Annotated in this window: 23 protein-coding genes and 1 pseudogene; 13 read left to right on the top strand and 11 right to left on the bottom strand. The window is 73.8% G+C overall.

Annotated features, from left to right (window positions below; genetic code table 11):
* Nucleotides 1-24 precede the first annotated feature (24 nt).
* The 5 genes from O7633_RS02485 to O7633_RS02505 form a co-directional block, all read right to left on the bottom strand.
* Nucleotides 25-1,050 (bottom strand): methyltransferase, encoded by a 1,026-nt coding sequence (locus O7633_RS02485; protein ID WP_083302830.1) that lies wholly within the window; start codon nt 1,048-1,050, stop codon nt 25-27.
* On the bottom strand, nt 1,047-2,225 hold the full coding sequence (locus O7633_RS02490; RefSeq protein ID WP_278135133.1) for an aminotransferase class V-fold PLP-dependent enzyme: 1,179 nt from the start codon (nt 2,223-2,225) through the stop codon (nt 1,047-1,049). The genes O7633_RS02485 and O7633_RS02490 overlap by 4 nt, the downstream gene beginning before the upstream one ends.
* On the bottom strand, nt 2,222-3,520 hold the full coding sequence (locus O7633_RS02495) for a hypothetical protein (RefSeq protein WP_347405222.1): 1,299 nt from the start codon (nt 3,518-3,520) through the stop codon (nt 2,222-2,224). Before O7633_RS02495 ends, O7633_RS02490 begins: the two co-directional genes overlap by 4 nt.
* Before the next feature lie 62 nt (nt 3,521-3,582).
* Complete coding sequence (locus O7633_RS02500; RefSeq protein ID WP_278135137.1) at nt 3,583-4,287, bottom strand: tryptophan 2,3-dioxygenase family protein; 705 nt, start codon at nt 4,285-4,287, stop codon at nt 3,583-3,585.
* A 219-nt stretch (nt 4,288-4,506) separates the two neighbouring features.
* Nucleotides 4,507-5,283: an HAD family hydrolase gene (locus O7633_RS02505; RefSeq protein WP_278135139.1), complete on the bottom strand. Its 777-nt coding sequence runs from the start codon at nt 5,281-5,283 to the stop codon at nt 4,507-4,509.
* A 78-nt stretch (nt 5,284-5,361) separates the two neighbouring features.
* On the opposite strand from O7633_RS02505, the gene O7633_RS02510 reads away from it, so the two are divergent.
* Together O7633_RS02510 and O7633_RS02515 are read left to right on the top strand one after the other, a co-directional pair.
* Entirely contained in the window at nt 5,362-8,163 is a 2,802-nt protein-coding gene (locus tag O7633_RS02510) for a DEAD/DEAH box helicase (RefSeq protein ID WP_282325754.1), read from the top strand.
* 165 nt (nt 8,164-8,328) lie between these two features.
* Nucleotides 8,329-9,219, top strand: a complete 891-nt coding sequence (locus tag O7633_RS02515) for an MHYT domain-containing protein (RefSeq protein WP_282325755.1) — start codon at nt 8,329-8,331, stop codon at nt 9,217-9,219.
* A gap of 49 nt (nt 9,220-9,268) precedes the next feature.
* Here O7633_RS02515 and O7633_RS02520 read toward each other — a convergent pair whose 3' ends face one another.
* Together O7633_RS02520 and O7633_RS02525 are read right to left on the bottom strand one after the other, a co-directional pair.
* A complete protein-coding gene (locus O7633_RS02520) occupies nt 9,269-10,189 on the bottom strand; it encodes a 5'-3' exonuclease (RefSeq protein ID WP_278135146.1) in 921 nt (306 codons plus the stop codon).
* Between the two features lie 49 nt (nt 10,190-10,238).
* Complete coding sequence (locus O7633_RS02525) at nt 10,239-10,463, bottom strand: hypothetical protein (protein ID WP_278135148.1); 225 nt, start codon at nt 10,461-10,463, stop codon at nt 10,239-10,241.
* Nucleotides 10,464-10,703: 240 nt separating this feature from the next.
* Between O7633_RS02525 and O7633_RS02530 the strand changes: the two genes are divergently transcribed.
* From O7633_RS02530 to O7633_RS02535, 3 genes and pseudogenes are all read left to right on the top strand, one after another.
* Complete coding sequence (locus tag O7633_RS02530) at nt 10,704-11,846, top strand: acyl-CoA dehydrogenase family protein (protein WP_282325756.1); 1,143 nt, start codon at nt 10,704-10,706, stop codon at nt 11,844-11,846.
* Between the two features lie 15 nt (nt 11,847-11,861).
* Nucleotides 11,862-12,047 (top strand): annotated as a pseudogene (locus O7633_RS33115) (M23 family metallopeptidase); the annotation flags it as partial.
* Between the two features lie 94 nt (nt 12,048-12,141).
* Complete coding sequence (locus O7633_RS02535; protein WP_282325757.1) at nt 12,142-12,648, top strand: Lrp/AsnC family transcriptional regulator; 507 nt, start codon at nt 12,142-12,144, stop codon at nt 12,646-12,648.
* On the opposite strand, the gene O7633_RS02540 is transcribed toward O7633_RS02535, so the two are convergent.
* Complete coding sequence (locus O7633_RS02540) at nt 12,578-13,189, bottom strand: histidine phosphatase family protein (RefSeq protein WP_282325758.1); 612 nt, start codon at nt 13,187-13,189, stop codon at nt 12,578-12,580. The two genes, O7633_RS02535 and O7633_RS02540, sit on opposite strands and share 71 nt — an antisense overlap.
* A 166-nt stretch (nt 13,190-13,355) precedes the next feature.
* Between O7633_RS02540 and O7633_RS02545 the strand changes: the two genes are divergently transcribed.
* The gene (locus O7633_RS02545) at nt 13,356-13,550 is read left to right on the top strand and encodes a CsbD family protein (RefSeq protein WP_043969178.1); all 195 of its coding nucleotides are present in this window, start codon (nt 13,356-13,358) and stop codon (nt 13,548-13,550) included.
* Nucleotides 13,551-13,630: 80 nt separating this feature from the next.
* On the opposite strand, the gene O7633_RS02550 is transcribed toward O7633_RS02545, so the two are convergent.
* Together O7633_RS02550 and O7633_RS02555 are read right to left on the bottom strand one after the other, a co-directional pair.
* The gene (locus tag O7633_RS02550; protein ID WP_282325763.1) at nt 13,631-14,596 is read right to left on the bottom strand and encodes an N-acetylmuramoyl-L-alanine amidase; all 966 of its coding nucleotides are present in this window, start codon (nt 14,594-14,596) and stop codon (nt 13,631-13,633) included.
* On the bottom strand, nt 14,596-14,748 hold the full coding sequence (locus tag O7633_RS02555; RefSeq protein WP_282325765.1) for a hypothetical protein: 153 nt from the start codon (nt 14,746-14,748) through the stop codon (nt 14,596-14,598). Before O7633_RS02555 ends, O7633_RS02550 begins: the two co-directional genes overlap by 1 nt.
* Before the next feature lie 239 nt (nt 14,749-14,987).
* Between O7633_RS02555 and O7633_RS02560 the strand changes: the two genes are divergently transcribed.
* The gene (locus tag O7633_RS02560) at nt 14,988-15,860 is read left to right on the top strand and encodes a CPBP family intramembrane glutamic endopeptidase (protein WP_282325768.1); all 873 of its coding nucleotides are present in this window, start codon (nt 14,988-14,990) and stop codon (nt 15,858-15,860) included.
* A gap of 90 nt (nt 15,861-15,950) precedes the next feature.
* Here O7633_RS02560 and O7633_RS02565 read toward each other — a convergent pair whose 3' ends face one another.
* Nucleotides 15,951-17,357: a lysine 2,3-aminomutase gene (locus tag O7633_RS02565; RefSeq protein WP_282325770.1), complete on the bottom strand. Its 1,407-nt coding sequence runs from the start codon at nt 17,355-17,357 to the stop codon at nt 15,951-15,953.
* A 95-nt stretch (nt 17,358-17,452) separates the two neighbouring features.
* On the opposite strand from O7633_RS02565, the gene O7633_RS02570 reads away from it, so the two are divergent.
* Genes O7633_RS02570 through O7633_RS02595 form a run of 6 tightly spaced genes read left to right on the top strand, consistent with a single transcriptional unit; the run spans nt 17,453 to nt 24,256 of the window.
* Nucleotides 17,453-18,562 (top strand): zinc-binding alcohol dehydrogenase, encoded by a 1,110-nt coding sequence (locus tag O7633_RS02570; RefSeq protein ID WP_282325771.1) that lies wholly within the window; start codon nt 17,453-17,455, stop codon nt 18,560-18,562.
* Nucleotides 18,563-18,566: 4 nt separating this feature from the next.
* Nucleotides 18,567-20,138, top strand: a complete 1,572-nt coding sequence (locus O7633_RS02575; RefSeq protein WP_282325772.1) for an amidohydrolase family protein — start codon at nt 18,567-18,569, stop codon at nt 20,136-20,138.
* Nucleotides 20,135-21,694, top strand: coding sequence for a lysine 5,6-aminomutase subunit alpha (locus tag O7633_RS02580; protein ID WP_282325773.1), 1,560 nt, complete (start codon nt 20,135-20,137; stop codon nt 21,692-21,694). Before O7633_RS02575 ends, O7633_RS02580 begins: the two co-directional genes overlap by 4 nt.
* Before the next feature lie 53 nt (nt 21,695-21,747).
* A complete protein-coding gene (locus tag O7633_RS02585) occupies nt 21,748-22,533 on the top strand; it encodes an OAM dimerization domain-containing protein (protein ID WP_282328450.1) in 786 nt (261 codons plus the stop codon).
* Entirely contained in the window at nt 22,530-22,922 is a 393-nt protein-coding gene (locus tag O7633_RS02590; RefSeq protein ID WP_282325774.1) for a hotdog domain-containing protein, read from the top strand. The genes O7633_RS02585 and O7633_RS02590 overlap by 4 nt, the downstream gene beginning before the upstream one ends.
* The gene (locus O7633_RS02595) at nt 22,919-24,256 is read left to right on the top strand and encodes a glutamate mutase L (RefSeq protein WP_282325776.1); all 1,338 of its coding nucleotides are present in this window, start codon (nt 22,919-22,921) and stop codon (nt 24,254-24,256) included. The genes O7633_RS02590 and O7633_RS02595 overlap by 4 nt, the downstream gene beginning before the upstream one ends.
* Nucleotides 24,257-24,310 lie beyond the last annotated feature (54 nt).

The following is a 24,310-nucleotide window of genomic DNA, read 5'->3' on the forward strand; positions in this document are numbered from 1 at the left end:
CGGGCCACGGCCCGCCCGCCCCGGTCAGGCCGCCGGCTTGTACGCGGTGACCAGCTCCCAGCCGCCGGGCAGCACCGCGACCCGCTCGAAGCCGACCTCCTTGAGTAGCCCCGTGTAGAACTCGACCTCCCGCAGCCGGCTCACGCAGCTGTCGACGCCGATCAGGAAGTAGCTCCAGAAGAACTGCATCGCCAGCCGGTCCGGGGTGCGGAACTCCTCGCCGATGAGCAGCAGCCCGCCCGGTTCGAGGGCCCGGTACGCCGCCTCGACCAGCCGGCGGGCGACGTCGTTGGGCCAGTCGTGCAGCACCCGGACGAACGCCAGCGCGTCGTAGCCGGTCGGCAGCGCCTCGGCGAAGAAGTCCCCGCCGACGAAGCCCAGCCGCTCGGCATGGCCGCGGCGCTGCCGGGTCTCGGCCACCAGGGGCGCCACCGCCGGCAGGTTGAACACATCGGCCCGCAGGTGCGGGGCGTCGTCGAGCACCCGGGCGGCGAGCGTGCCGTCGCCGCCGCCGACGTCGAGCAGCCGGCGGCGGTCCGCCCAGAGCCGGTCGGCGTGCCGGTGCAGGGTCTCCAGCACCGGCCCGAGCCCGACGGCCATGCTGCGCTCGAACGCGGCGGTCTGCTCGTCGGTGCGCGGCGGCCACGCGAAGTCCTCGTCGGTCATGCTGACCTCGCCGCGCAGGCTCTCGGCCAGCCGGCCGTGCAGCACGCGCCACGGGTAGCGGTCCCGGTCCCGCTCGACGGCGCCCGGCCCGACGACCGCCGCCACGGCGTCGCGCAGCCCCGGCTCGGCCCGGTAGCGGGCGGCGGCGATGTCGTCGTCGGGTTCCTCGCGGGTGACGACGCCGAGGCTCTCCAGGCAGTCCAGGAACTTGTAGAGCCGCAGCGGCCGGAACCCGAACCGCGCGGCGAGGTCGCCCAGGCGGGCGGGGCCCGGCTCCAGCGCGTCGAGCAGGCCCAGGGTGAGGGCCGTCTCCAGCACGTCCATCGCCTTCGGGCCGTTGGCGAGCAGGCTCATCAGCGCCCGCGGCGACAGGGTGACGTTCACCGGCGGACCTCCGCTTCCAGGGCGTCCATGAACACGTCGATCTCCTCCAGGGTGTTGTAGACGTGCGGGCCGACCCGCAGCCAGCCGCGCCAGCTACAGATCACGTTCCGCGCGGCGAGCCGCCGCTTGACCGCCTCCCCGTCGGGCACGTCGAGGCAGACGACGCCGCCGCGGCGGTGCGGCTCGGTCGGGCTGACCACCGTGATCCCGGCGGCGGCGGCCCGCTCGACGATCCGCCCGGTGCAGGCCAGGGAGTGCCGCCGGATCGCGGGCGCCCCGACGCCGGCCAGCAGGTCCAGGCCCACCTGGGAGACCAGCGAGGTGAGCGGGAACGGCGTGCCGCCGGCGAACCGTTGCGCGCCGGCCGCCCAGCCGGTCGACGGCCGGAACGTCAGCGCGACGTCCCCGGCCTGCCAGCCGGTCGCCGCCGGCTCCAGCCGGGGCGTCAGGTCCGGCCGGACGTAGCAGAAGGCGGTGCCGACGCCGCACAGCCACTTGTGCGCGCCGCCGAGGACGACGTCCACGCCCAGCGCGGTCACGTCCAGCGGCACCACCCCGACCGTCTGGAAGGCGTCGACGATCACCAGGGCGCCGGCGTCGTGGGCGTGGGCGACGAGCCGGGGCAGGTCGATGGTGTCGCCGGAGGCGAAGCTGGCGTGCGGCACGCACACCAGCAGCGTCCGCTCGTCGATGCGCGCTTCGAGGGCGTCCTGGTCGAACCGGACGCCGCCGGTGGCGACGACGTCGGCCTGCGCCCCGTAGCGGCCGAACGCGTTCCAGACGAACGGCACGGTCGGGAACTCCAGGTCGGTGGTGACGACCCGGTCGCGGGGCGGGCGGTAGTCGAAGCAGGAGGCGATCCGGGCCAGCAGGGTGCTCAGGTTCGCGTCGGTGACGACGCTGCCCGCGGGCGCGCCGATGAGCGCGGCCACCGAGTCGGCGTACCGGTCGAGGCCGACGTGCCAGCCCTGCCACACGTCGTCACGCCAGCCGCGCAGGGTCTCCCAGTAGTCGGCCAGCACCCGCTGCGCGCCCTGCGGGACCGCGCCGGTGGAGTTGTTGTTCAGGTAGACGCAGGTGCGCAGCAGCGGGAACTCGGCGCGCAGGGCGGCGAGCGCGTCCGCGTCGAGGCAGCGCGCCTCGTCGGCGGCCGGGGCCGGGTCGGGGGTGCTCACGCGGGACAGCCTCCGGTGTTCGTCGGCGGGGCCGCCGCGCCCGGGTCGGGGCCGACGGCGGTGAAGACGGGGGTGGAGCGGACGGCGGCCAGGTAGGGGGTGCCCTCCGTGTATCCGGTGCCGGGGCGCGTGCCGAGCATCCGGACCGCCAGCCGGTGGTGGGTGCGCCGCCACCCGAGCACCGCCTCGGCGAAGGCGCGCATCTCCCGCTCCACCCGGTCGCGGTCGGCCCCGGTGAGCCGGCCGGCGCGGGCCGCCGCCCGGTAGGCGGCGTCGACCGACGGGTGCCCGGCGAGCACCCACTCGCGCACCTCCGGCACCGAGCGGTAGGCCGCCGAGTCCAGCCGCGACCCGTCGGGGGTACGGCACAGCGACTCCACCAGCTTGTAGGAGCGGGACTGGATGGCGCTGGCCCCCTCGGTGTACTCCCGGAAGGTCCGGAAGGACTCCGGCTGCATGGTGGCCAGCAGCGAGAACAGCGGCGCGGCGGCGGCGAGCCGGTCGCGGGCGGACGCCAGCCGGCCGGCCGCCGTGCCCGGCTGCCCGGTGCGCAGGGCGGCGACCGTGCCGCGCAGTTCGTCGGCGAGCCCGGCGAAGACGCACTCGTACGCCTGGAGCACCCGGACGAACAGGTACTCGTCGTGCGACCGGTACACCGGCAGCATGCTCAGCCGCAGCCGGCGCTCCTCGTCGCCGGTGTCGTCGGCGACGGCGAACGCGTGCAGGGCCGCCGCGGCGGTGGCCGGACTCCGGTCGTCGACCGTCCACGCCGGGTCCAGCCGGGCCATCGCGGGCAACACGGCCCGGACGCCGAGCCGCAGGCGCTTCGCGACCGTCGCTGGGCCGGGGCGCTGCTCGGGGAGCAGGGTGGTGGCTCCGGCCGTGGCGGCGAGTTCGAAGGCGAGGGCGTCGGCGACCAGCCGCACCAGGAGCCGGTCGGAGGCGCGGCGGGCGTCCGCCGGGTCGGGCCCCGCGTCGGTCCCGGGGTCGTCCGCCGTGCAGGGCAGCCGCAGCAGGGGCAGCGCGAGGTAGCTGCGGTAGTCGTACCGGCCGTCCCACTTGTCGAGCGCGACGTCGAGGAACTCGCGCAGGAACCGGTGCGGCTCCGTGGGCCCGGCGGCGGCGCGCCCCGCCGCGACGACGTGCGTCCGTATCTCGTCGAGAAGTGCGAGCAGTTCTTTTTCGACAAAGTGTTTACCGGCGCGCTGGAACGCGTCGAGCACCGCAGAGTAGGGAAAGTCGTCGGGATCGGATAGGCCGGATCGCCAAGTCGTCAGCTCACGCACGAACGGCACCTCAACATTACGGTCGTGTTAAATACGGACGGTGAGGAACCGACGATTCCGGCGGCGGCCGGTCAGGCCCGTGGGGTGGCCGGCGCGGGGCCGGCGACGCCCACCCGCAGATGCCACAGCTCGGGGAAGAACCGGTGGTCGATCAGCCGGGCGAGCATCGTCGCCGGGCTGCCCGGCGTGCCGGCCGGGCCGTGCCCGCCGATGCGCAGGGCCACCTGGTAGTGCCGTACCCGCCAGGACGCGACCCGTTCGTCCCACTCCACCATGGCCTCGGCCAGCCGGTGCAGCGGATCGGCGGGGTCGGTGCCCGGCAGCGCGGAGACGTCGACGCCGACGGCGGCGAGGTGGTCGGCGAAGGCCCGGCCGAGCCGCCGGCTGGCGGCCTGCACCTGCCGCCAACCAGGCGATTCGGCGCCGGAGCCGTTGCCGAGCGCCGGCTGCATGGCCTGGAAGTCGGCCGGGGACAGGTGGCGGAACATCTCCAGCTGGTCGGTGACCAGCCGCACGCCGAGCGCCGCCCGGGTCAGCAGCAGCTCCGCCGCGCCCGGCTCGCCGGCGTCGAGTCGCGCGGCGGCCTCGCGCAGCTCGGACGCGGCGAGCTTGAGCCACAGCTCCGCCGACTGGTGGACCACCTGGAAGAGCAGCTCGTCGCGACAGATCACCTGCTCCGGGGTGCGCTGCAGGTCGAGCAGCTCGTCGACGCGCATGTAACGCGCATAGTCGGTGTCGCCGTCGCCCGGCAGCACGGGTGAGTGGTCCCGCTTCACGGAATTGTCCCCTTCGGCTAAGCGTCGGGGCACCTGAACGCGACCCGCGACGGCTCATCGCGGCGGACATTATCCAACGACGTCGAGCAATATGTCACGCCCGGGGATCCCGTCCGTAGGACGGCAGGGGTAATTCGAGCCTTCTCGACCGTTTCATTCGACGGAAAGGAGACCGCCCGGCGCGCTGTCGAATAGGGGCGCGCCGGGCCGGGGAACGGATCAGCCGCGCAGGGCCAGGTCGAGCACGGAGCCCAGCCCGTTGGGCCGGCCCGGCTCGGCCTCGGGCAGCACCAGCACGGCGCAGCCGGCCCGCACCGCACCGGCGTCCGCCGCCGTGTCGCCCACCATCAGCGCCCGCTCCGCGTCCACCCCGAGCATCCCGCAGGCCCGCCAGAAGATCGCCGGGTCCGGCTTGCAGCGCCCCACCTCGTAGGACAGGACGAACGCGTCCACCAGGGCGTCGAGGCCCCACGCGGCGAAGAACGGCCGGATGTCGAAGCCGATGTTGCTCACCACCGCCACCTTCACCCCCGCCGACCGCAGCGCCGCGAGGGTCGGCGCGGTGTCCGGGTACGGCACCCACCCGTCCGGCCGCAGCACCCGCTCGTAGAGCGCGTCGGCGAGGCCGTCGATCCCGGCGTCCACGGTGGCCGCCAACCCCGTGTACGCGCCCCGGTGCGCGTGCGGGTAGAGGTCCCGCTCGGCCCACAGCTCGGCCAGCGCCGGCGGCACCCGCGCCGGCAGCGGCCCGCCGGCCCGGCCGGCGGTGAGCAGCCGGTCGGCCAGCGCGGTGGCCCGCACCCGCTCCAGGGCCACCCCGCACGCCCGCGCGGCGGCGAGCACCCAGTCGTGGGGCTCCTCCACCTGCGCGAGGGTGCCGTGGAAGTCGAACAGGACCGCCTCGACGGGCCGACGGGACGCCCCGACGCCCGCGGCGGAGTCTGCGCTCGGTGGGGTCGACTGGGTCGGTTCGGCATGATCCGGCACGCCGTGCACCCTACCGACCGCCCCCGACCCCCCTGTCGGACGGCCTTGCGGCGGTGGTCGTCGGAGGCACGCACTAATCTTGGTGGCATGTCGAGCCCCGCCGAGCGGTACGCCGCGGCGCGCCGCCGGGCCGCGCAGGCCTCACAGTTCCCGGCGCTGGACGAGTTCGCCCTTGACCTGGGGTTCGATCTCGACGACTTCCAGCGGGAGGCGTGCCAGGCCCTGGAACGGGGCAGCGGCGTGCTGGTCTGCGCCCCCACCGGCGCCGGCAAGACCGTGGTCGGCGAGTTCGCCGTACACCTGGCCCTGCGCGGCACGCCCGCGCGGCCGGCGGCGGCCGACGGCGAGGGTCCGCCGCCCGCCCGGCGCAAGTGCTTCTACACCACGCCGATCAAGGCGCTGTCCAACCAGAAGTACCACGACCTGGTCGACCGCTACGGCGTCGAGCACGTCGGCCTGCTCACCGGCGACAACGCGATCAACGGCGACGCCCCGGTGGTCGTGATGACCACCGAGGTGCTGCGCAACATGCTCTACGCCGGCTCGGCCACCCTCGAGGGCCTGGCCTACGTGGTCATGGACGAGGTGCACTACCTCGCCGACCGGTTCCGCGGCGGGGTCTGGGAAGAGGTGATCATCCACCTGCCCGCCTCGGTGACCCTGGTCTCGCTGTCGGCGACCGTCTCCAACGCCGAGGAGTTCGCCGACTGGCTGGTCACCGTGCGCGGCGAGACCGCCGTGGTGGTCAGCGAGCACCGCCCGGTGCCGCTGTGGCAGCACATGCTCGTCGGCAAGCGGATGTTCGACCTCTTCCACGACGCCGACGCCGCCCGCAAGCACGACGTGCACCCGGAGCTGCTGCGCTACACCCGCGAGACGGTGCGCCGCCTGGAGCTGGGGGAGGGGCGCAGCGCCGGGCCGGGCGGCGGCCGGCGCGGGCCGCGCTGGCGGGGCCCGCTGCGCCCGGACATCGTGGACCGGCTCGACCGGGAGGGGCTGCTGCCGGCGATCCTGTTCATCTTCAGCCGCGCCGGCTGCGCCGCCGCCGTGCAGCAGTGCCTCGCCGCCGGCCTGCGGCTCACCAACCCGGAGGAGCGCGCCGAGATCCGCCGGGTCGTCGAGTCGCGGGTCACCGCCATCCCCGGCGAGGACCTGACGGTGCTCGGCTACTGGGAGTGGCTCGACGGCCTGGAGCGCGGCCTGGCCGCCCACCACGCCGGCATGCTGCCGGTGTTCAAGGAGGTCGTCGAGGAGCTGTTCGTCCGGGGCCTGGTCAAGGCGGTCTTCGCCACCGAGACCCTGGCGCTGGGCATCAACATGCCGGCCCGCTGCGTCGTCCTCGAACGCCTCGTGAAGTTCAACGGCGAGGCCCACGTCGACCTCACCCCGGGCGAATACACCCAGCTCACCGGGCGCGCCGGCCGCCGGGGCATCGACGTCGAGGGGCATGCCGTCGTGGTCTGGTCGCCCGAGACCGACCCCCGGCACGTGGCGGGCCTGGCCTCCACCCGCACCTACCCGCTGCGGTCCAGCTTCCGCCCGTCCTACAACATGGCCGTCAACCTGGTCGGCACGGTCGGCGCGGAGCCGGCCCGCGCGCTGCTGGAGAGCTCGTTCGCCCAGTTCCAGGCCGACCGGTCGGTGGTCGGCCTGGCCCGGCAGGTGCAGCGCAACACCGAGACCATCGACGCGTACGGCGCGGAGGCCGCCTGCCACCACGGCGACTTCGACGAGTACTTCGCCCTGCGGGTGGCCATCGCCGACCGGGAGCGCGCCATCGCGCGGCAGGGCCAGCACCAGCGCAAGGCCGCCGCCGTGGCGTCGCTGGAGCGGCTGCGCGTCGGCGACGTGATCCGGGTGCCGTCCGGCCGGCGTGCCGGCCTCGCGGTGGTGCTCGACCCGGCCACCGGCGGGTTCGGCGAGCCCCGCCCGCTCGTGCTGACCCAGGACCGGTGGGCCGGGCGGGTCAGCCCCGGCGACTTCACCACCCCCGCCGAGGTGCTCGCCCGCATCCGGGTGCCCAAGCACTTCAACCACCGTTCCCCGGCGGCCCGCCGCGACCTCGCCGCCGAGGTCAGCGGCACCGGCCTGGACCGGCACGGCGGCCGCCGGGGCGGCCGGTCCCGGCAGGGCGCGGGCGAGGACCACGCGCTCAGCCAGCTCCGCACCGAGCTGCGCCGGCACCCCTGCCACGCCTGCCCCGACCGGGAGGAGCACGCCCGCTGGGCCGAGCGGCGCCGCCGCCTCGAACGCGACACCGAGGAGCTGCGCCAGCGGGTCGCCGGCCGCACCGGCTCCCTTGCCCGCACGTTCGACCGGATCGTCGCGCTGCTCACCGCGCGCGGCTACCTGTCGGCCGATGGGGCCGTCACCGACGCCGGGCGGATGCTCGGCCGGATCTGGACCGAGGCCGACCTGCTGGTCGCCGAGTGCCTGCGCCGGGGCGTCTGGGACGGGCTCTCGCCGGCGGAGCTGGCCGCCGCCGTGTCGGTGGTGGTGTTCGAGGCCCGCCGGGACGCCGACGAGCGGGCGTCGCTGCCGCGCGGCCCCGTCGCGGACGCGGTGGACGAGACGCTGCACCTGTGGAGCGGCATCGAGGCCGACGAGGCCGCCCGTGGCCTCGCGGTGACCCGCGAGCCCGACCTCGGCTTCGCCTGGCCGATCTACCGCTGGGCCCGTGGCGAGGCCCTGGCCAAGGTGCTCGCCAGCGGGCACCAGCTCGACGGCGAGATGCCGGCCGGCGACTTCGTCCGGTGGGCCCGCCAGGTCGTCGACCTGCTCGGTCAGGTCGCCGACTCCGGCGGCGCCTCCACCGAGCTGCGCGCCACGGCCCGGCAGGCCATCGCCGCCGTCAACCGGGGCGTCCTCGCCTACCACGCCACCGCCTGACGGTCACCCTGCGTCGTTTCGACGCCGGTCCCATGCATCGGACTGTCACCGTGACAGCACCCCCCGAAGTGGTCGGGGGGCGCTGTTGCGGCAGCTCAACGCGTCCCCGATCATGTCTGCGGCGCGTCGTCGACGCGCCGGTGACCGGGTGGGGGGACAACCGCCGTGGCGGAGATCAATCACTTTGAGTACGGCTGGATCACGCCGGCGCTCAGCTACGCGTTGTCGGTGCTGGGCTCGTTCCTCGGTCTGGTCTGCGCGGGCCGCATCCGGGCCGCCGCCACCACCGGCCAACGCGTGTGGTGGGGCACCCTCGCCGCCTGGGCGATCGGCGGCACCGCGATCTGGAGCATGCACTTCATGGCGATGCTCGGCTTCGCCGTCGAGGGCACCCGGATCCGCTACGACGTGCCGATCACCGTGGCGAGCGCCCTCATCGCCGTGGTCGCGGTCGGCATCGGCCTGGCCATCGTCGGCACCGGCCGGGTCTCCGCGCTGCGCATCGGCATCGGGGGCGGGCTGACCGGGGCCGGGGTCGTCGCCATGCACTACACCGGGATGGCGGCGATGCGGCTCGGCGGCTCCCTCGGCTACGACGGCGTGCGGGTCGCCCTGTCGGTGGCGATCGCCGTGGTCGCGGCGACCGTGGCGCTGTGGCTGGCCGTCACCGTGCGCCGGGTCCTGGCCGTCGTCGTCTCCGCGCTGGTGATGGGCGTCGCCGTCAACGGCATGCACTTCACCGGCATGAGCGCCCTGTCGGTGCGCCTGCACGAGCAGCACGACGACGTCACCGGTGCGGGGTTCAGCACGCTGCTGGTGCCCATCGTCCTCGCGGTGATCCTCGTGGTGGTCGGGCTGGTCTACGCCCTGCTCGCCGCGCCCACCGAGGAGGACCGGGCCGGCGCGGCCTACCTCGACGCGCGCCGGGCGGACCCGGCCGGGTCGGCGGCGGCGGATCCGCAGCCGGCCCCGGACCCGGTCGGGCTGCGCGCCCGCGGCACCCTGGCCCGCCCCGGCAGCACGTTCCCCACCCGCCGCGTCGACCCGCCCCGCTGACCCGCTGACCCGCTGGTCCGCCCCTGGCCGGCCGGGGGTGGGCCCGCGGTCAGTCGCGGATGGCGAGGGCGTCGACGAGGCGGCGGCAGGAGCCGGCCAGGTTCCAGCGCTCGGCCAGCGCCAGCAGCCGGTCCGGGTCGGCCGGGGCCTGCGGCAGCGCCGTGGGCAGCTCCGGCAGCGGCACGTCCAGCGCCACCCGCACCACCGTCGGCGCGACGGCCAGGTAACCGCGGGCGGCGTCCAGCCGGGCCCGCAGGCCGGGGGCGAACCCGGCGTCGGGGTCGTCGAGCGCGGCGAGGATGCCGGCGACGCCGCCGTAGCGGTCGACCAGCCGGGCCGCGGTCTTCTCGCCGACGCCCGGCACGCCGGGCAGCCCGTCGCTGGGGTCGCCGCGCAGGGCCGCGAAGTCGGCGTACCGGTCGGCGGGCACCCCGTAGCGGGCGCGCACCGCCGCGTCGTCGCAGTCCTCCAGCTTCGCCACGCCACGCCCGACGTAGAGCAGCCGCACCCCGCGCGCGTCGTCGACGAGTTGGAACAGGTCCCGGTCCCCGGAGACCACCTCCGCCGGTGCGGGCTGGGTCACCGACAGCGTGCCCAGCACGTCGTCGGCCTCGTAGCCGGCGGCCCCGACCGCCGTGATGCCGATCGCGGCCAGCACGTCCAGGATCACCGGCACCTGCGGGCCGAGGGTGTCGGGCACCTCCTCGCCCCCCTCCGGGGCCACCCGGTGCGCCTTGTACGACGGCAGGAGCGCCACCCGCCAGTCGGGACGCCAGTCGTGGTCCAGGGCGCAGACCAGCCGGTCGGGGCGGCGGGTGCGCACCAGCGTGGCGAGCATGTCGAGGAATCCGCGCACCGCGTTGACGGGGCTGCCGTCGGCGGCCCGCGCGGCGGACTCGGGGACGCCGAAGTAGGCCCGGAAGTAGAGACTGGGAGCGTCGATCAGCAGGATCGGGGATCGGTGTGCCACGCCGGACAGCGTGGCACAGCCGTCCGACGATCCGGGCGCGGCGCGGCGGTCAGCGCGGCCCGTCGTGCCGGTAGAGCGCCTCCCGGCGGGCGAGGCGCTGCACGGCGTAGCTCGCCACCAGCAGGACGAGGGCGACGGCCGCCTCCAGCCACGCGAGGGCCCCGTTGGCGACGGTGAGGCCGACCGCCAGCAGCACCAGCCCGGCGACGGCGAGGATGCCGGCCCACAACAGCCCGCGCCGCCGCCGCGCCCCGCGCTCCCGCCCGCCGCCCATCGCGCCGCCTTCTCCGTCCCGTCGGCCGGCGGACCGGTGCCGGCGTGGGTCCAGGCTATCGACGTCGCCGCCCGCCTCGGGCGGGTTCGACGCGACACCGCCGCCTCCCGCAGGTGGCCAAACGACCGTTAAGCTCACAGGGCGGGAACCGACGGTAGAACCGGCCACCGGAACCCGACGCCGTCCGCACGACGGGCGGCGTGACCCGGCTCAACACCACCCCACGGAGCTCAGCGCGCTATGACCGTCGACCGGATCCTGCCCACCGACGAGGCCCACGACCTGCTCGACCTCGCCACCGAGCTCGCCGACCGGGAGCTCGCCCCCCGCGCCGCCGCGTTCGAGTCCCGCGCCGAGTTCCCCCGGGAGGTGCTGCGCACCCTCGGCCGCGCCGGCCTGCTCGGCCTGCCCTACGCCGAGGAGCACGGCGGGGCCGCCCAGCCGTACGAGGTGTACCTGCAGGTGCTGGAGGTGCTTGCCAGCCGCTGGCTCGCCGTCGCCGAGGCGGTCAGCGTGCACACACTGTCCTGCTACCCCCTGGCCCAGTTCGGCACGGGCGCCCAGCGCAAGCTGCTGCCCGACATGATCGGCGGCGAGCTGCTCGGCGCGTACTGCCTGTCGGAGCCGCAGGGCGGCTCGGACGCGGCGGCGCTGACCACGAGGGCCGTGCGCGACGGCGATGCGTACGTGGTCACCGGCACCAAGGCGTGGATCACCCACGCGCAGGTGGCCGACTTCTACAACGTCTTCTGCCGCACCGGCGGGCCCGGCCCGAAGGGCATCTCCTGCCTGCTCGCCGACCGTGACACCCCCGGCATCGTCCCGCAGGCCGCCGAGCGGACCATGGGCCTGCACGCCTCCCCGGTGGCGCAGGTCGCCTTCGACGACGCCCGGGTGCCGGCCGACCGCCTCATCGGCGGGGCGGGCGCCGGCTTCACCATCGCCATGTCCGCCCTGGACTCCGGCCGTCTCGGCATCGCCGCCTGCGCCGTCGGCCTGGCCCAGGCCGCCCTCGACCACGCGGTCGGCTACGCCCGTGAGCGTCGGCAGTTCGGGCGGGCGATCGTCGACTTCCAGGGCCTCGGGTTCACCCTGGCCGACCACGCCACCCAGATCTCCGCCGCCCGCGCGCTGACGCTGGCCGCCGCGCGGCTGCGCGACGCCGGCCGGCCGTACTCGATCGAGGCGGCGAAGGCGAAGCTGTTCGCCACGGACGTGGCGATGCGGGTGACCATCGACGCGGTGCAGGTGCTCGGCGGGGCCGGCTACGTCGCCGACCATCCCGTCGAGCGCTACCTGCGGGAGGCGAAGGTGCTCCAGATCGTCGAGGGCACCAACCAGATCCAGCGCCTGGTGATCTCCCGCGCCCTGGCCAGGGACTGAGCGCGCGTCGGCACGAACCTGCCGGCCTGCGGTGCCGGGACGATCCAGAACATCCCGAACAACGGCACGGGCGGGCACACGGTGACCATCCACCACTCCGACGGCTACCGCAGCCAGTACCTGCACCTGTCGCAGTTCCTGCTGTCCGACGGCTCCTGGCGTGGCTTCGCCCGCTTCCTCAACCAGGACCAGTGGGACTGAGGCCCGACGCGGAAGGTCACCCGGGGCGGACCGAGCGTCACGCGGGGCGGGGGCGTCGTCGCGGGGGAGCGCTTTTACCGGTAGGTTGCACGCCGTGGAGGAGATCGACCGGGCCATCGTCGCGGCGCTGACCGCCGACGGGCGGCTGTCGTACACGGACCTGGCGGAGAAGGTGGGCCTGTCGGTGTCCGCCGTGCACCAGCGGGTCCGCCGGCTGGAGCAGCGCGGGGTGATCCGGGGCTACGCCGCCCGGGTCTCCTTCGAGGCGGTCGACCTGCCGCTGAGCGCGTTCGTGGCGATCCGGCCGTTCGACCCGTCGCAGCCCGACGACGCCCCGGAGCGGCTGGCCCACCTGCCCGAGATCGACTCCTGCTACTCGGTGGCGGGGGAGGACTTCTACCTGCTGCTGGTGCGGGTGGCCTCCCCGGCCGACCTGGAGCGCCTGCTCCAGGAGATCCGCACGGCCGCGAACGTCACCACCCGCACCACCGTGGTCCTGTCCACCCCGTACGAGAACCGGCCGCCGAAGATCAGCGGGGAGCCGTCGACCCGGGCGCGGTCCCGGACGGCGGGGGAGGCGGCTGGTTCCACCGCAGGATGACCCGCCGGCCGTGCTCGTGGCCGAGGACGCTGACCGTGGCGGTGTCCAGCCGCAGCAGCCCGCCGCCCGACGGCGGGAGGCCGATCCACCGGGCGCCCAGCACCCGCAGGCTGTGCGCGTGGCCGACCAGGGCGACGTCGCCGTCGGCGAGCGCGGCGGCGGCGCGGGCCAACACCCGGTCGAGCCGCGCGCCCACCTCGGCCGGTGACTCCCCGCCGGGGCAGCCGTCGGTCCAGATGTTCCACCCAGGGCGGCCGGTGTGGATGTCGGCGGTGGTGACGCCCTCGTACCGGCCGTAGTTCCACTCGGCCAGGTCCTCGTCGGCCGCCGTGACGGCGAGCCCGGCCAGTTCGGCGGTGCGCAGCGCCCGGCGGCGCGGGCTGGCCAGCACGAGGGCGAACCGCCGGCCGGCGAGGGGGGTGGCGAGCGCGCGGGCCTCCCGCTCGCCGTCGGCGGTGAGCTCCAGGTCGGTGTACGAGGTGTGCCGGCGGCTGGCGCTCCACTCGGTCTCGCCGTGGCGGACGAGGACGATCTCTCCCATCGGCCCAGTCAACCAGGTTCCCCGCCGCACACGCGACACCTAGCCTCCTAGGATGCCCTGCCGCGTGTGACGCCGCCCGCATCCCAGGTTTCCGCTGCCCCACACCCGGGCATGCCTACGGTCAGGGGCAGTGAGGCCCCGGAACGCCGGAGCAGAGGGAGTCGACATGAGCTTCACCGACAAGGCGAAGAACAAGGCCCAGGAGCTGGCCGGCGCCGCCAAGGAGCGCGTCGGCGACATGACCGACAACGAGCGCCTGCGGGCCGAGGGCGCCACCGAGCAGAGCGACGCGCGGGCCCGGCAGGCGGGCGAGCACGTCAAGGACGCCGGCCGGGACGTGCGCGACGCGTTCACCAAGTGACCCGACCGCGCGGCGGCCCCGGAGACTGCCTCCGGGGCCGCCGTCGTGTCGTCCCCGTGTCCGGCCGGGGAGGGGGCGGGCTAGGAGACCCGGGTGACGCGGATCGCGTCGGCGATGACGAGGCCGGCCCCGGTGGTCCACCGGCTCACACCGACCCGGTTGGCGTCGCCGGCGGGGAGGGCGAACGTGCCGAGGGCGCGCCACTGCCCGCCGGTGGCACGCTGGTCGGCGTACACCGTCTTGTTGCCGGTGGTGGTGGCGACGAGGTACGGGGTGGCGTTGTTGTATCCGGCGTTGGCCGGCCACCAGGCGTCGACGCGGTAGGTGCCGGTGGCCGGGACGTTGACCCGGTACCAGGCGACGTCGCTGGAGGCGACGGGGTCGGCGTAGCGGTAGTCGGCGCCGTAGCGCTGGCCTGAGTAGGTGGAGACGCGCCAGTTGGCGCTGGCGGTGAAGCGGCCGGAGGTGGCGTTGTCGACGATCGTGCTCCAGGCGGTGCCGCCGTTCATCCGGGCGGCGACGTCGGCGCGCATGACGTCCAGGTCGATGAAGGACGGGTCGATCTTGCCGGTGGTGCTGGTCTCGCGGTGGCCGCGGGCATAGCTGGCGTCGCGGCCGAGGCGGGTGAGCACGGCGGCGGTGGCGCGCAGTGACGCCTCGTACTGGGCGGGGGTCATCTCCTGGCTGACGCCGTTGTAGTCGATCTCCCAGCCGATCATGAGGGTGTTGCCGTCGCCGGCGGGGATGGGTCCGCTGCCGCCGCTGGCGCCGGCGTGGTTGGCGCGGCCGGCGGAGATGAGGTGGAACACGCCGTGGTAGTCGACGAGGGCCTGGCAGAGGGGCCCGGGCAGGTCGGAGCGGCCGTTGATGCAGATGCCCAGGGCGGGGTGGGGGTTGGTGGCGCTGGAGGTGGAGGCGGTGTGGTGCCACAGCACGCCGATGGGGTCGAAGTCGCCGGGGCGCATCCGGTTGCGCCAGTCACCCTCCTCGACGACCTGTACGCCGGCGGCGCGCAGGACGTCGGCGAGCCAGCCGACGATGGCCATCAGGACTGCTCGATCAGGTCGGCGAGGCACTCGGCGCGGGCCTCGGCCCGGACGGGCGCGGGGCGCAGGGCGACGGTGAGCGCGGCGGCGACGAGGGCGGGGAAGCCGAGGAGCCCTCGGCGGCGCAGGCGGGCGACGGGTGACGTGGCCACGGCACTCCTCACGGCGGCGGACGGTGGTCCGCCCGGTCGGTGGTCAGGGATGACGGCACGCTATCCGGTTACGCCTGTCGATGTCGATACCCTTCGATCAAACGGCTGGGGTTGAAGGTTTCCCGCAGCGCGGGCCCGTTCGGAGGTGCTCAGGTCCGCTTTGGACACGGGCTGTCGGCCGGTCTGTCGCGGTCTTCCGGCCCTGTCCGGGGGCGACCGGCCGCTGCTGTACTCGGGGCATGGTCGTCAAGCTGCGTGAGTTGATGCGGCGGTGGCCGGTGGCGTCGTTCTTCGCCCTGGCGTACGTGCTGTCGTGGAGTTGGTGGGTGCCGATCGCGGTCGCCGGGGGTGTGGTGCGCGGCGGCGATCCGTGGCCCACCCACATGCCCGGCCTGCTCGGTCCGCTGCTGGCGGCGGTGACCGTCACCGCCGTGACCGGTGGCCGGGCGGCGGTGGCCGGGTACGTCGGGCGGCTGTGGCGCTGGCGCGGCGGCTGGCGCACGGCGCTGCTGGCCGTCAGTCCGTTGGCCATGCTGGCCGTCGGGCTGGCCGTCGTCGCCCTGGCCGGTCAGCCGGTCCCGCCGTGGCGGGACCTGTTCGTGATCAGCGGGTTGCCGTCGGCGGCGCTGCCGATGCTCCTGGGTCTGGTGGTGCTCAACGGGCTGGGGGAGGAGGGCGGTTGGCGCGGCTTCGCCCAGGAGCGGCTCCAGGCCCGCCACGGGCCGGTCCGGGCGGCGCTGCTCACCGCCGTCGGGTGGGCGGTCTGGCACGCGCCGTTGTTCGTCATCCTGGCCACCTTCCGTGGCTTCCGTCCCGCCGTGCTGCCCGGCTTCTTCCTCGGCATGGTCGCCGGCGCGGTGGTCCTGGCCTTCGTCTACAACGCCGCCGGCGGGGGCATCGCCGCCGCGGCCTGCTGGCATGTGGCCTACAACCTGTCCTCGGCGTCGGCCGCCGCGTCGGGAACCGTCGCCGCCGTCTCCACCACCGTGGTCATGCTGTGGGCGGTGGTCCTGCTGGTGATGGCCTGGCGTGCCGCCCGCCGCGGCGCGCCGTCGCCGTTGCTCGCCGGAAGGCGTCGGGCAGGATCCGAGCCTCTGACCCTAGTGTCCTAGGACGCCTTACGGGACGTGACCCGCCACGCCGAAACCAAAAAGCATGGGCCCCGGCACATGCCGGGGCCCATGCGGTCGAGCGGGTGCCGGTCAGTCGTCGCGGTGGTCGTGCCACCACTGCCGGCCGGCGGCGGGCAGGGTGTCGATCGGGTCGTAGTAGGCGTAGCGCTTGTTGAGCGCCTCCAGGTCGGCCGACTCGATGGAGGTGCGGTAGTTCTTCGTCCAGTAGGAGATGCCGCGCTCGCGGTCGTAGTCGGTGAGCATGTGCACCCACCGCTTGCCGACGAACGGCACGTCGCAGACGATCCGCGGGGTGGCGTAGCCGGGGAGGTAGCCCATGATGTCGTGCTGGAGCTGCTGGGCGTGCCAGACCGGGACCCGCCAGTGCTCGGCGTTGGGGATCATGTCGCACATGTAGAAGTAGTAGGGCAGGATGCCCGCCTCGCCCTGGAGCGCGAAGCAGAGGTCGAGCAGGTCGGGGGCGGTGGCGTTGACGCCGCGCATGAGCACGCCCTGGTTGCGTACGTCGCGTACGCCGACGTCGAGGGCGGTCTGGGCGGCCTTCGCGACCAGCGGGGTGAGCGACTGGGCGTGGTTGACGTGGGTGTGGATGGCCAGGTTGACGCCGCGGCGGGCGGCGGTGCGGGCGACGCGTTCCAGGCCCTCGACGACGTCGGGCTGGAGCCAGTGCTGGGGCAGGCCCATGAGGGCCTTGGTGGCGAGGCGGACGTCGCGGATGGTTTCGATCTCCAGCAGCCGCATCAGGTACGACTCGAGGTTGCGCCACGGGACGTTGGCCACGTCGCCGCCGGAGACGACCACGTCGCGTACGCCGGGGTGGGCCTTGAGGTAGGTGATGTGGGCGTCGTAGCGGTCGACGGGCTTGAGGGTGAGCTTGAGCTTGTCGACGGCGGGGGTGGAGTTGCCGACGAGGTCCATCCGGGTGCAGTGCCCGCAGTACTGGGGGCAGGTGGAGAGCAGCTCGGCGAGGACCTTGGTCGGGTAGCGGTGGGTGAGGCCCTCGGCGACCCACATGTCGTGCTCGTGGAGGGAGTCGCGGCTGGCGTAGGGGTGGGAGGGCCAGTCGGTGCGCCGGTCGGAGGCGACGGGGATCATGTAACGCCGGATGGGGTCGGCGAGGAGCGCGGCGGTGGTGAGCGGCGCGTGCGGCACCATGGTGTTGATCATTTGGGGTGGCACGAGCATGGACATGGTGGCCAGGGCCTGCTGGTCGGCTTCCAGGTCGGCGTAGAAGGACTCGTCGACGGTGTCGCCGAGGACCGCGTGCAGCTGCTTGATGTTCTTGACGCAGTTGACGCGCTGCCACTGGGCGCTTTCCCACTGTTCGCGGGTGACGTGACGCCAGCCGGGGAAGCGGGTCCAGTCGGGTTCGACCAGGGGGCGGCGGCGGTATTCGTAGGGCTGCCCGGCGGTGGGTGCGGCGACCGGGGCGTGACGGGGCGCAGGGATGGTCTCAGCCGGTTGGGTCTGGGTCACGGCCCCTCCTCGGTGCGTGGTGCGGATGATCGGCGGCCCGTAGGCTACTGGAAAATATCCGGCGAAGAAATTAGTCTGCCGTAAGTTTTCCCGCGATGCGAGTCCTGCGCGGGGCTTCGGGCGGCTGGACAGGGGAGGTCGGCGTGACGTCACCGGTGGGTCTGCACCGTGTTGTCGAACCGGCGGGGGTGCTGCCGCAGGCGGCGTGGCGGTTGGACGCCAGCGCGCCGATAGCGCCGAACGAGGTGCGGATCCGGGTGGAGCGGTTGAACCTGGACGCGGCGAGTTTCCGGCAGTTGTGGCAGAAGCACGGCGGGGACGGGGGGAAGGTCCGCGCCGAGGTGCTGGAGATCGTCGCGACGCGGGGGAAGATGCAGAACCCGGTGACGGGGTCGGGCGGGATGCTGATCGGCACCGTGGAGGAGGCGGGCCGGCGGTCGCCGCTGGGGTTGCGGGTGGGTGACCGGGTGGCGACGTTGGTGTCGCTGACGTTGACCCCGTTGACGATCACCGACGGGTTGGCCCGTTGGGACGGGCGCAGCGAGCAGGTGCCGTGTGACGGGTGGGCGATCCTGTTCGCGCGGTCGATCGCGGCGGTGTTGCCGGCGGATCTGCACCCGGAGTTGTCCCTCGCCGTGTTGGACGTGTGCGGGGCGCCGGCGTTGACGGCGCGGGTGGTGGCCGATCAGGTGGCGGGGCGGGATCGGGCGGGTGATCCGCGTCCGGTGTCGGTGGCGGTGATCGGTGGGGCGGGCAAGAGCGGGTCGTTGTCGTTGGCGGCGGCGCGGCGGGCGGGTGCGGCTCGTACGGTCGGGGTGGTGCCGGTGGTGGCGGAGCGGGACGCGCTGGCGGCGGCCGGGCTGGCCGATGTGGTGGCGTTGGCGGATGCGCGGGATCCGGTGGGGTTGTCGACGGCGGTGACGTCGGCGTTGGGGGCGCCGGCGGACGTGACGGTGGTGTGCGTGGACGTGCCGGGTTGTGAGCACGGGGCGGTGTTGGCGACGGCGGACGGCGGGACGGTGATCTTTTTCTCGATGGCGACGAGTTTCGCGGCGGCGGCGTTGGGGGCGGAGGGGTTGGCGGCGGACGTGACGATGCTGGTGGGCAACGGGTACGTGCCGGGGCACGCGGAGTTGGCGTTGGGGTTGTTGCGGTCGGAGCCTGGGGTGCGCGGCCTGTTCGAGGCCCGGTTGGCGGCAGACTGACGTCATGACTAGTCCCTCGATCTTGTACCGCGGTGGTGTGCTGCACTGTCCGGCGGATCCGCGTGCGACGGCGTTGTTGGTGCGTGACGGGCGGATCGCCTGGTTGGGGGTGGATGCGGAGGCGCCGGCGGCGGACCGGGTGGTGGATCTGGCGGGGGCGTTGGTGACGCCGGCGTTCGTGGACGCGCACGTGCATGCGACGGACACGGGGTTGGCGTTGTCGGGGCTGGATCTGTCGGGGGTGGGGTCGGCGGGGCAGTTGTTGGACGCGGTGGCGGTGTTCGCGGCGGGGTTGCCGGGTGACGCGGTGGTGTTGGGGCACGGGTGGGACGAGTCGGGTTGGGACGATCCGCGGTTGCCGGATGCGGTGGCGTTGGGTCGGGCGGCGGGTGGGCGGCGGGTGTACCTGTCGCAGGCGTCGATCCATTCGGCGTTGGTGTCGGCGGCGTTGCTGGCGGCGTGTCCGGAGGTGGTGGCGGCGGCCGGGTTCGACGCGTCGGGGTGGTTGCGGCGGGACGCGCATCACGTGGTGCGGGCGGCGGCGTTCGGGTCGGTGACGCGGGCGCAGCGGGTTGCGGCGCAGCGGCGGGCCCTGGCGCATGCGGCGTCGTTGGGGATCGCGGCGGTGCACGAGTGTGGCGGTCCGGAGATCTCCGACGAGGAGGACTTCACGGGGTTGCTGGCGGTGTCCGGGCGGGGTGTGCCGGAGGTGTACGGGTACTGGGGTGAGTTGTTGGGTGCGGCGCGGGCGCGGGAGTTGGGTGCGGTGGGTGCGGGTGGGGATCTGTTCGCGGACGGGGCGTTGGGGTCGCGGACGGCGCACGTGTCGGCGGCGTACCTGGATGGGGAGCCGGGGGCGTGCGGGCACGGGTACGTGACGGCGGGGCAGGTGCGTGACCACTTGTTGGATTGTGTGGCGCACGGGGTGCAGGGCGGGTTCCACGCGATCGGTGATGCGGCGATCGGGACGGTGTTGGCGGGGTTCGCGGGGGCGGCGGAGCGGGTGGGGGTGGAGCGGTTGCGGGCGGGGCGGCATCGGGTGGAGCACGCGGAGTTGATGGGGCGGCGGTCGATCGCGGGTTTCGTGGAGTTCGGGATCGTGGCGTCGATGCAGCCGGCGTTCGACCGGTTGTGGGGTGGTGCGGGTCGGATGTACGAGGCGCGGTTGGGGTTGTCGCGGTCGTTGGAGTCGAATCCGATGGGTGCGATGCATTCGGTGGGGGTGGCGTTGGCTTTCGGGTCTGATTCGCCGGTGACGCCGTTGGATCCGTGGGGTTCGGTGCGGGCGGCGGCGGCGCATCACAATCCGGTGCAGCGGATGAGTGTGCGGGCGGCGTTCGCGGCGCACACCCGGGGTGGGTGGCGGGCGGTGCACCTGGACAACGAGGGTGTGTTGGCGTTGGGGGCGCCGGCGACGTTCGCGGTGTGGGACGCCCCGGCGGGGGTGGATCGGGGGTTGCCGGTGTTGCAGGCCGAGGATCCGGAGTTGCGGGGTGCGGATGATCCGACGCCGTTGCCGGTGTGTCGGGCGACGGTGTTGCGGGGTGACGTGATCTACGAGGAAGGCGTGTCGTGACGGGCAAGCTTGGGTTGGATCCGGCGCTGGTGGGGCGGGCGCGGGAGTTGGCGCGTCGGGCCGGGCAGCCGGTGGTGGATCTGGCGCGTAGCCACACGACGGTGTCGGTGGAGCGGGCGGTGTTGCGGCTCGCGGGGGTGTCCGGTGCTGATCCGGACGGGATTCCGTGGGTGAACCGTCTGGTGGACGCGGTGGTCGCCGATGTGGGGTTGGGGCACGGGGTGGCGGTGCCGGTGTTCGACGCGTTGGCGCGGGAGGGCGTGTCGGATGTGACGTTGTTGGCGCAGAAGGCGGCGGCCGGGTCGGTGCGGTTCGGGGTGCCGTCGGGGCGGGCGGCGTCGGCGGCGCGGCGGGGGTCGCGGCGGGCGGTGGCGGCGGGGATCCGGCGCATCGATCGGCGGCGGGCGGAGCGGGATCGTCTGGTGAGGCGGTTCGGGGATCCGGCGCGGCGGCCGTGGATCTATCTGATCGTGGCGACGGGTGACATCTACGAGGACATTCCGCAGGCGCAGGCGGCGGCGCGGGCGGGTGCGGACGTGATCGCGGTGATCCGGTCGACGGGGCAGTCGTTGTTGGACTATGTGCCGGAGGGGGCGACGCGGGAGGGGTTCGCGGGGACGTATGCGACGCAGGAGAACTTCCGGTTGATGCGGGCGGCGTTGGACGAGTCGTCGCGGGAGTTGGGTCGGTACGTGCGGTTGACGAACTACGCGTCGGGTCTGTGTATGCCGGAGATGGCGACGTTGGCGGGCCTGGAGCGGCTGGACATGATGCTCAACGATTCGATGTACGGGATTCTGTTCCGGGACATCAATCCGATTCGGACGTTCGTGGACCAGCGGTTTTCGCGGCAGGTGCACGCGCGGGCGGGGATCATCATCAACACGGGTGAGGACAACTATCTGACCACTGCGGACGCGGTGGACGAGGCGCACACGGTGACGGTGTCGCAGTTGTTGAACGAGTTCTTCGCGCATGAGGCGGGGTTGGCGGACTGGCAGTTGGGGTTGGGGCACGCGTTCGAGATCAATCCGGATGTGCCGGAGTCGTTGCGTCTGGAGTTGGCGCATGCGTTGTTGGCGCGGGAGTTGTTTCCGGATGCGCCGTTGAAGTGGATGCCGCCGACGAAGCACATGACGGGGGACGTGTTCCGGGGGAACCTGTTGGACGGGTTCTTCAATCTGGTGGGTGCGATGACGGGGCAGGGGATCCTGCTGGTGGGGATGATGACGGAGGCGGTGGTGACGCCGTGGTTGTCGGACCGGGACATCGCGTTGCAGAACGTGCGGTACGTGTTGGGTGCGGCGGGTGGGTTGCACGAGGATTTCGTGCCGGCGTCGGGTGGGTTCATCCAGCAGCGGGCGAGGCGGGTGCTGGGTGAGGCGGTGGACCTGTTGGAGCGGATCGGGGATCAGTCGTTGTTGACGGCGATCGCGGAGGGCACGTTCGGGATCATGAAGCGGCCGGCGGACCGGGGGAAGGGTCTTTCCGGGGTGGCGCGGCATGAGGGGGACTACTACAACCCGGCGACGGAGATTCTGGAGCTGCCGGCATGAGCGAGCGCACCGAGCGGAGCGAGGGCCGCGAGGGCATGCCCGGCCAGCGCAGCATGAGCGAGGGCCAGTCCGGCCGGCGTGGCACGGGTGGGAAGAGCATCGTGCGGCCGTACGGGGATACGACGGGTGACGGCATGGTGCAGGTGTCGTTCACGTTGCCGGTGCCGCACGACAAGCGGGCCGAGGGCGCGGCGGTGCAGCTGGCGAACAGGATGGGCATGGATCCGGCGATGCTGGTGCACGCCAAGCCGATCGGTGACGGGTTCACGTTCTTCGTGGTGTATGGGCGGGTGAACCATCTGGTGGACCTGTCGACGGTGCAGGTGGTGGAGCGTGACTTCCCGCTGTTGTCGGCGAAGGAGGTCAACGCGGTGGTGAAGCGGCGGCTGCGGCGGAAGCTGTCGGTGGTGGGCGCGTGCATCGGCACGGATGCGCACACGGTGGGGATCGACGCGATCCTCAACGTGAAGGGCATCGCCGGGGAGAAGGGGCTGGAGTACTACCGGGAGTTGAAGGTGACGAACCTGGGTGCGCAGGTGAGTGTGCCGGAGCTGGTGGAGGCGGCGCGGCGGGAACGCGCCGACGCGGTGCTGGTGTCGCAGGTGGTGACGCAGCGGGATGCGCATCTGCACAACACGCGGGAGATGTCGGCGGCGTTCCGGGAGGCGTTGCCGGCGGGGCGGCGGCCGTTGTTGATCGTGGGTGGGCCGCGGTTCGACGAGACGATGACCGCCGAGTTGGGCGTGGATCGGATCTTCGGTCGGGGCACCACTCCGGGCGAGGTGGCCAGCTATCTCGTCCATGCGTTGATCACGTCGAGGAAGGCGGGTGTGGCATGAGTGATCCCCGGGTCGGTCTGACCGTCGTGCACCGCCGGTATGTGCCGTATGCGCATGCCCACTATGCGGGGAACCTGGTGGACGGGGCGTACGCGTTGGGGTTGTTCGGGGACGTGGCGACGGAGGTGTGTATCCGGACCGACGGGGACGAGGGGTTGTTCGCGTCGTATTCGCAGGTGCAGTTCCGGGCGCCGGTGCGGGCGGGTGACGTGGTGGAGGTGGCGGCGACGGTGACGCGGGTGGGCACGCGCAGCCGCACGATCGACTTCGAGGCGCGGGTGGTGTGTCGGGGGTGTCCGGACCGGGGTGGGTCGGCCGCGGAGGTGTTGGCCGAGCCGATCGTGGCGGTGACGGCGACCGGCACGGTGGTCGTGCCGCCGGTGGCGTGAGCACGGCGGTCTGCGTCGACGTCGGTTCGACGTACACGAAGGCGGTGGTGGTCGATCTGGACGGCGGCCGGCTGGTGGGTGCGGGGGCGTCGCCGACGACGGTGGGTTCGGATGTGCTGCGCGGGTTGGACGCGGCGGTGGGTGCGGCGACGGCGGCGGCCGGTGTGGGTGACGTGCCGTGGTACGTGTGTTCGTCGGCCGGTGGTGGGTTGCGCCTGGCGGTGGTGGGCTACGAGGCGTTGGTGACGGCGCAGGCGGGTCGGCGGGTGGGCCTGTCGGCGGGGGCGGACGTGGTGCACGTGGCCGCGGGCCGGTTGGGCGCGGCGGAGGTGGCGGCGTTGCGGGCGGCGCGTCCGGATGTGGTGTTGCTGGTGGGTGGCACCGATGGTGGGGACGCGGAGGTGTTGACGCACAACGCGACGCGCCTGGCGCGGGCGCGGTGGCGGGTGCCGGTGGTGTTGGCGGGCAACGTCGACGTGCGCGAGGAGTTGCGGGCGGTGTTGGCGGGGTCGGGGGTGCCGGTGTCGGTGGCCGACAACGTGTTGCCGCGGATCGGGGTGTTGGAGCCGGGGTCGGCGCGGGCGGCGATCCGGGAGGTGTTCCTGCGGCATGTGATCGGTGGGAAGCGCCTGTCGCGGGGGCCCCGGTTCGGGCGGCTGGTGCGGGCGGCGACGCCGGACGCGGTGTTGACGGGGGTGGAGGTCCTCGCCGACGCCGTCGGTGGGGACCTGTTGGTGGTGGACGTGGGTGGGGCGACGACGGACGTGTATTCGGTGTTGACGCCGGACGAGCGGGCGGGTGGGCCGGGGCGGGAGGTCGCCGGGTCGTTGTGGCGGGCCCGCACGGTGGAGGGGGATCTGGGGGTGCGGTGGAGCGCGCCGGGGGTGGTGCGGGCGGCGGCGCAGGAGCGGCTGGTCGACGCGGCGGAGGAGGAGGCGTTGGCGGTGGCGGCGCGGGCGCGGGCGGCTGATCCGGGGTTCGTGGCGGCGGATGAGGCGGGGTGGGTGGTGGACGCGCGGATCGCGGCGTTGGCGGCGACGGTGGCGGTGCGTCGGCATGCGCGGGGTGGGGCGACGGGGGAGCGTGGGGGGCGGGATCTGCGGGATGTGCGGCTGCTGGTCGGGTCGGGGGGTGTGTTGCGTCACGTGCCGGCGGGGGTGGGCGCGGGGGTGTTGGGGGCGGTGTTGGCGGATCATGCGGGCGGGTGGGCGGTGCCGCGGGCGGCGCGGGCGGTGGTGGACGTGGAGTACGTGCTGGCGGCGGCGGGGTTGTTGGCGGCGGATCATCCGGGGGCGGCGGGGGCGTTGGTGCGGCGGTGCCTGGCCGTGGATTGAGACTCGCCGACGCGACACGCCGGGGCGGGTGGGGCGACTGGCCGGGGGCGGGTT

The sequence above is a fragment of the Micromonospora sp. WMMD712 genome (assembly GCF_029581295.1).
GTDB lineage: Bacteria > Actinomycetota > Actinomycetes > Mycobacteriales > Micromonosporaceae > Micromonospora > Micromonospora carbonacea.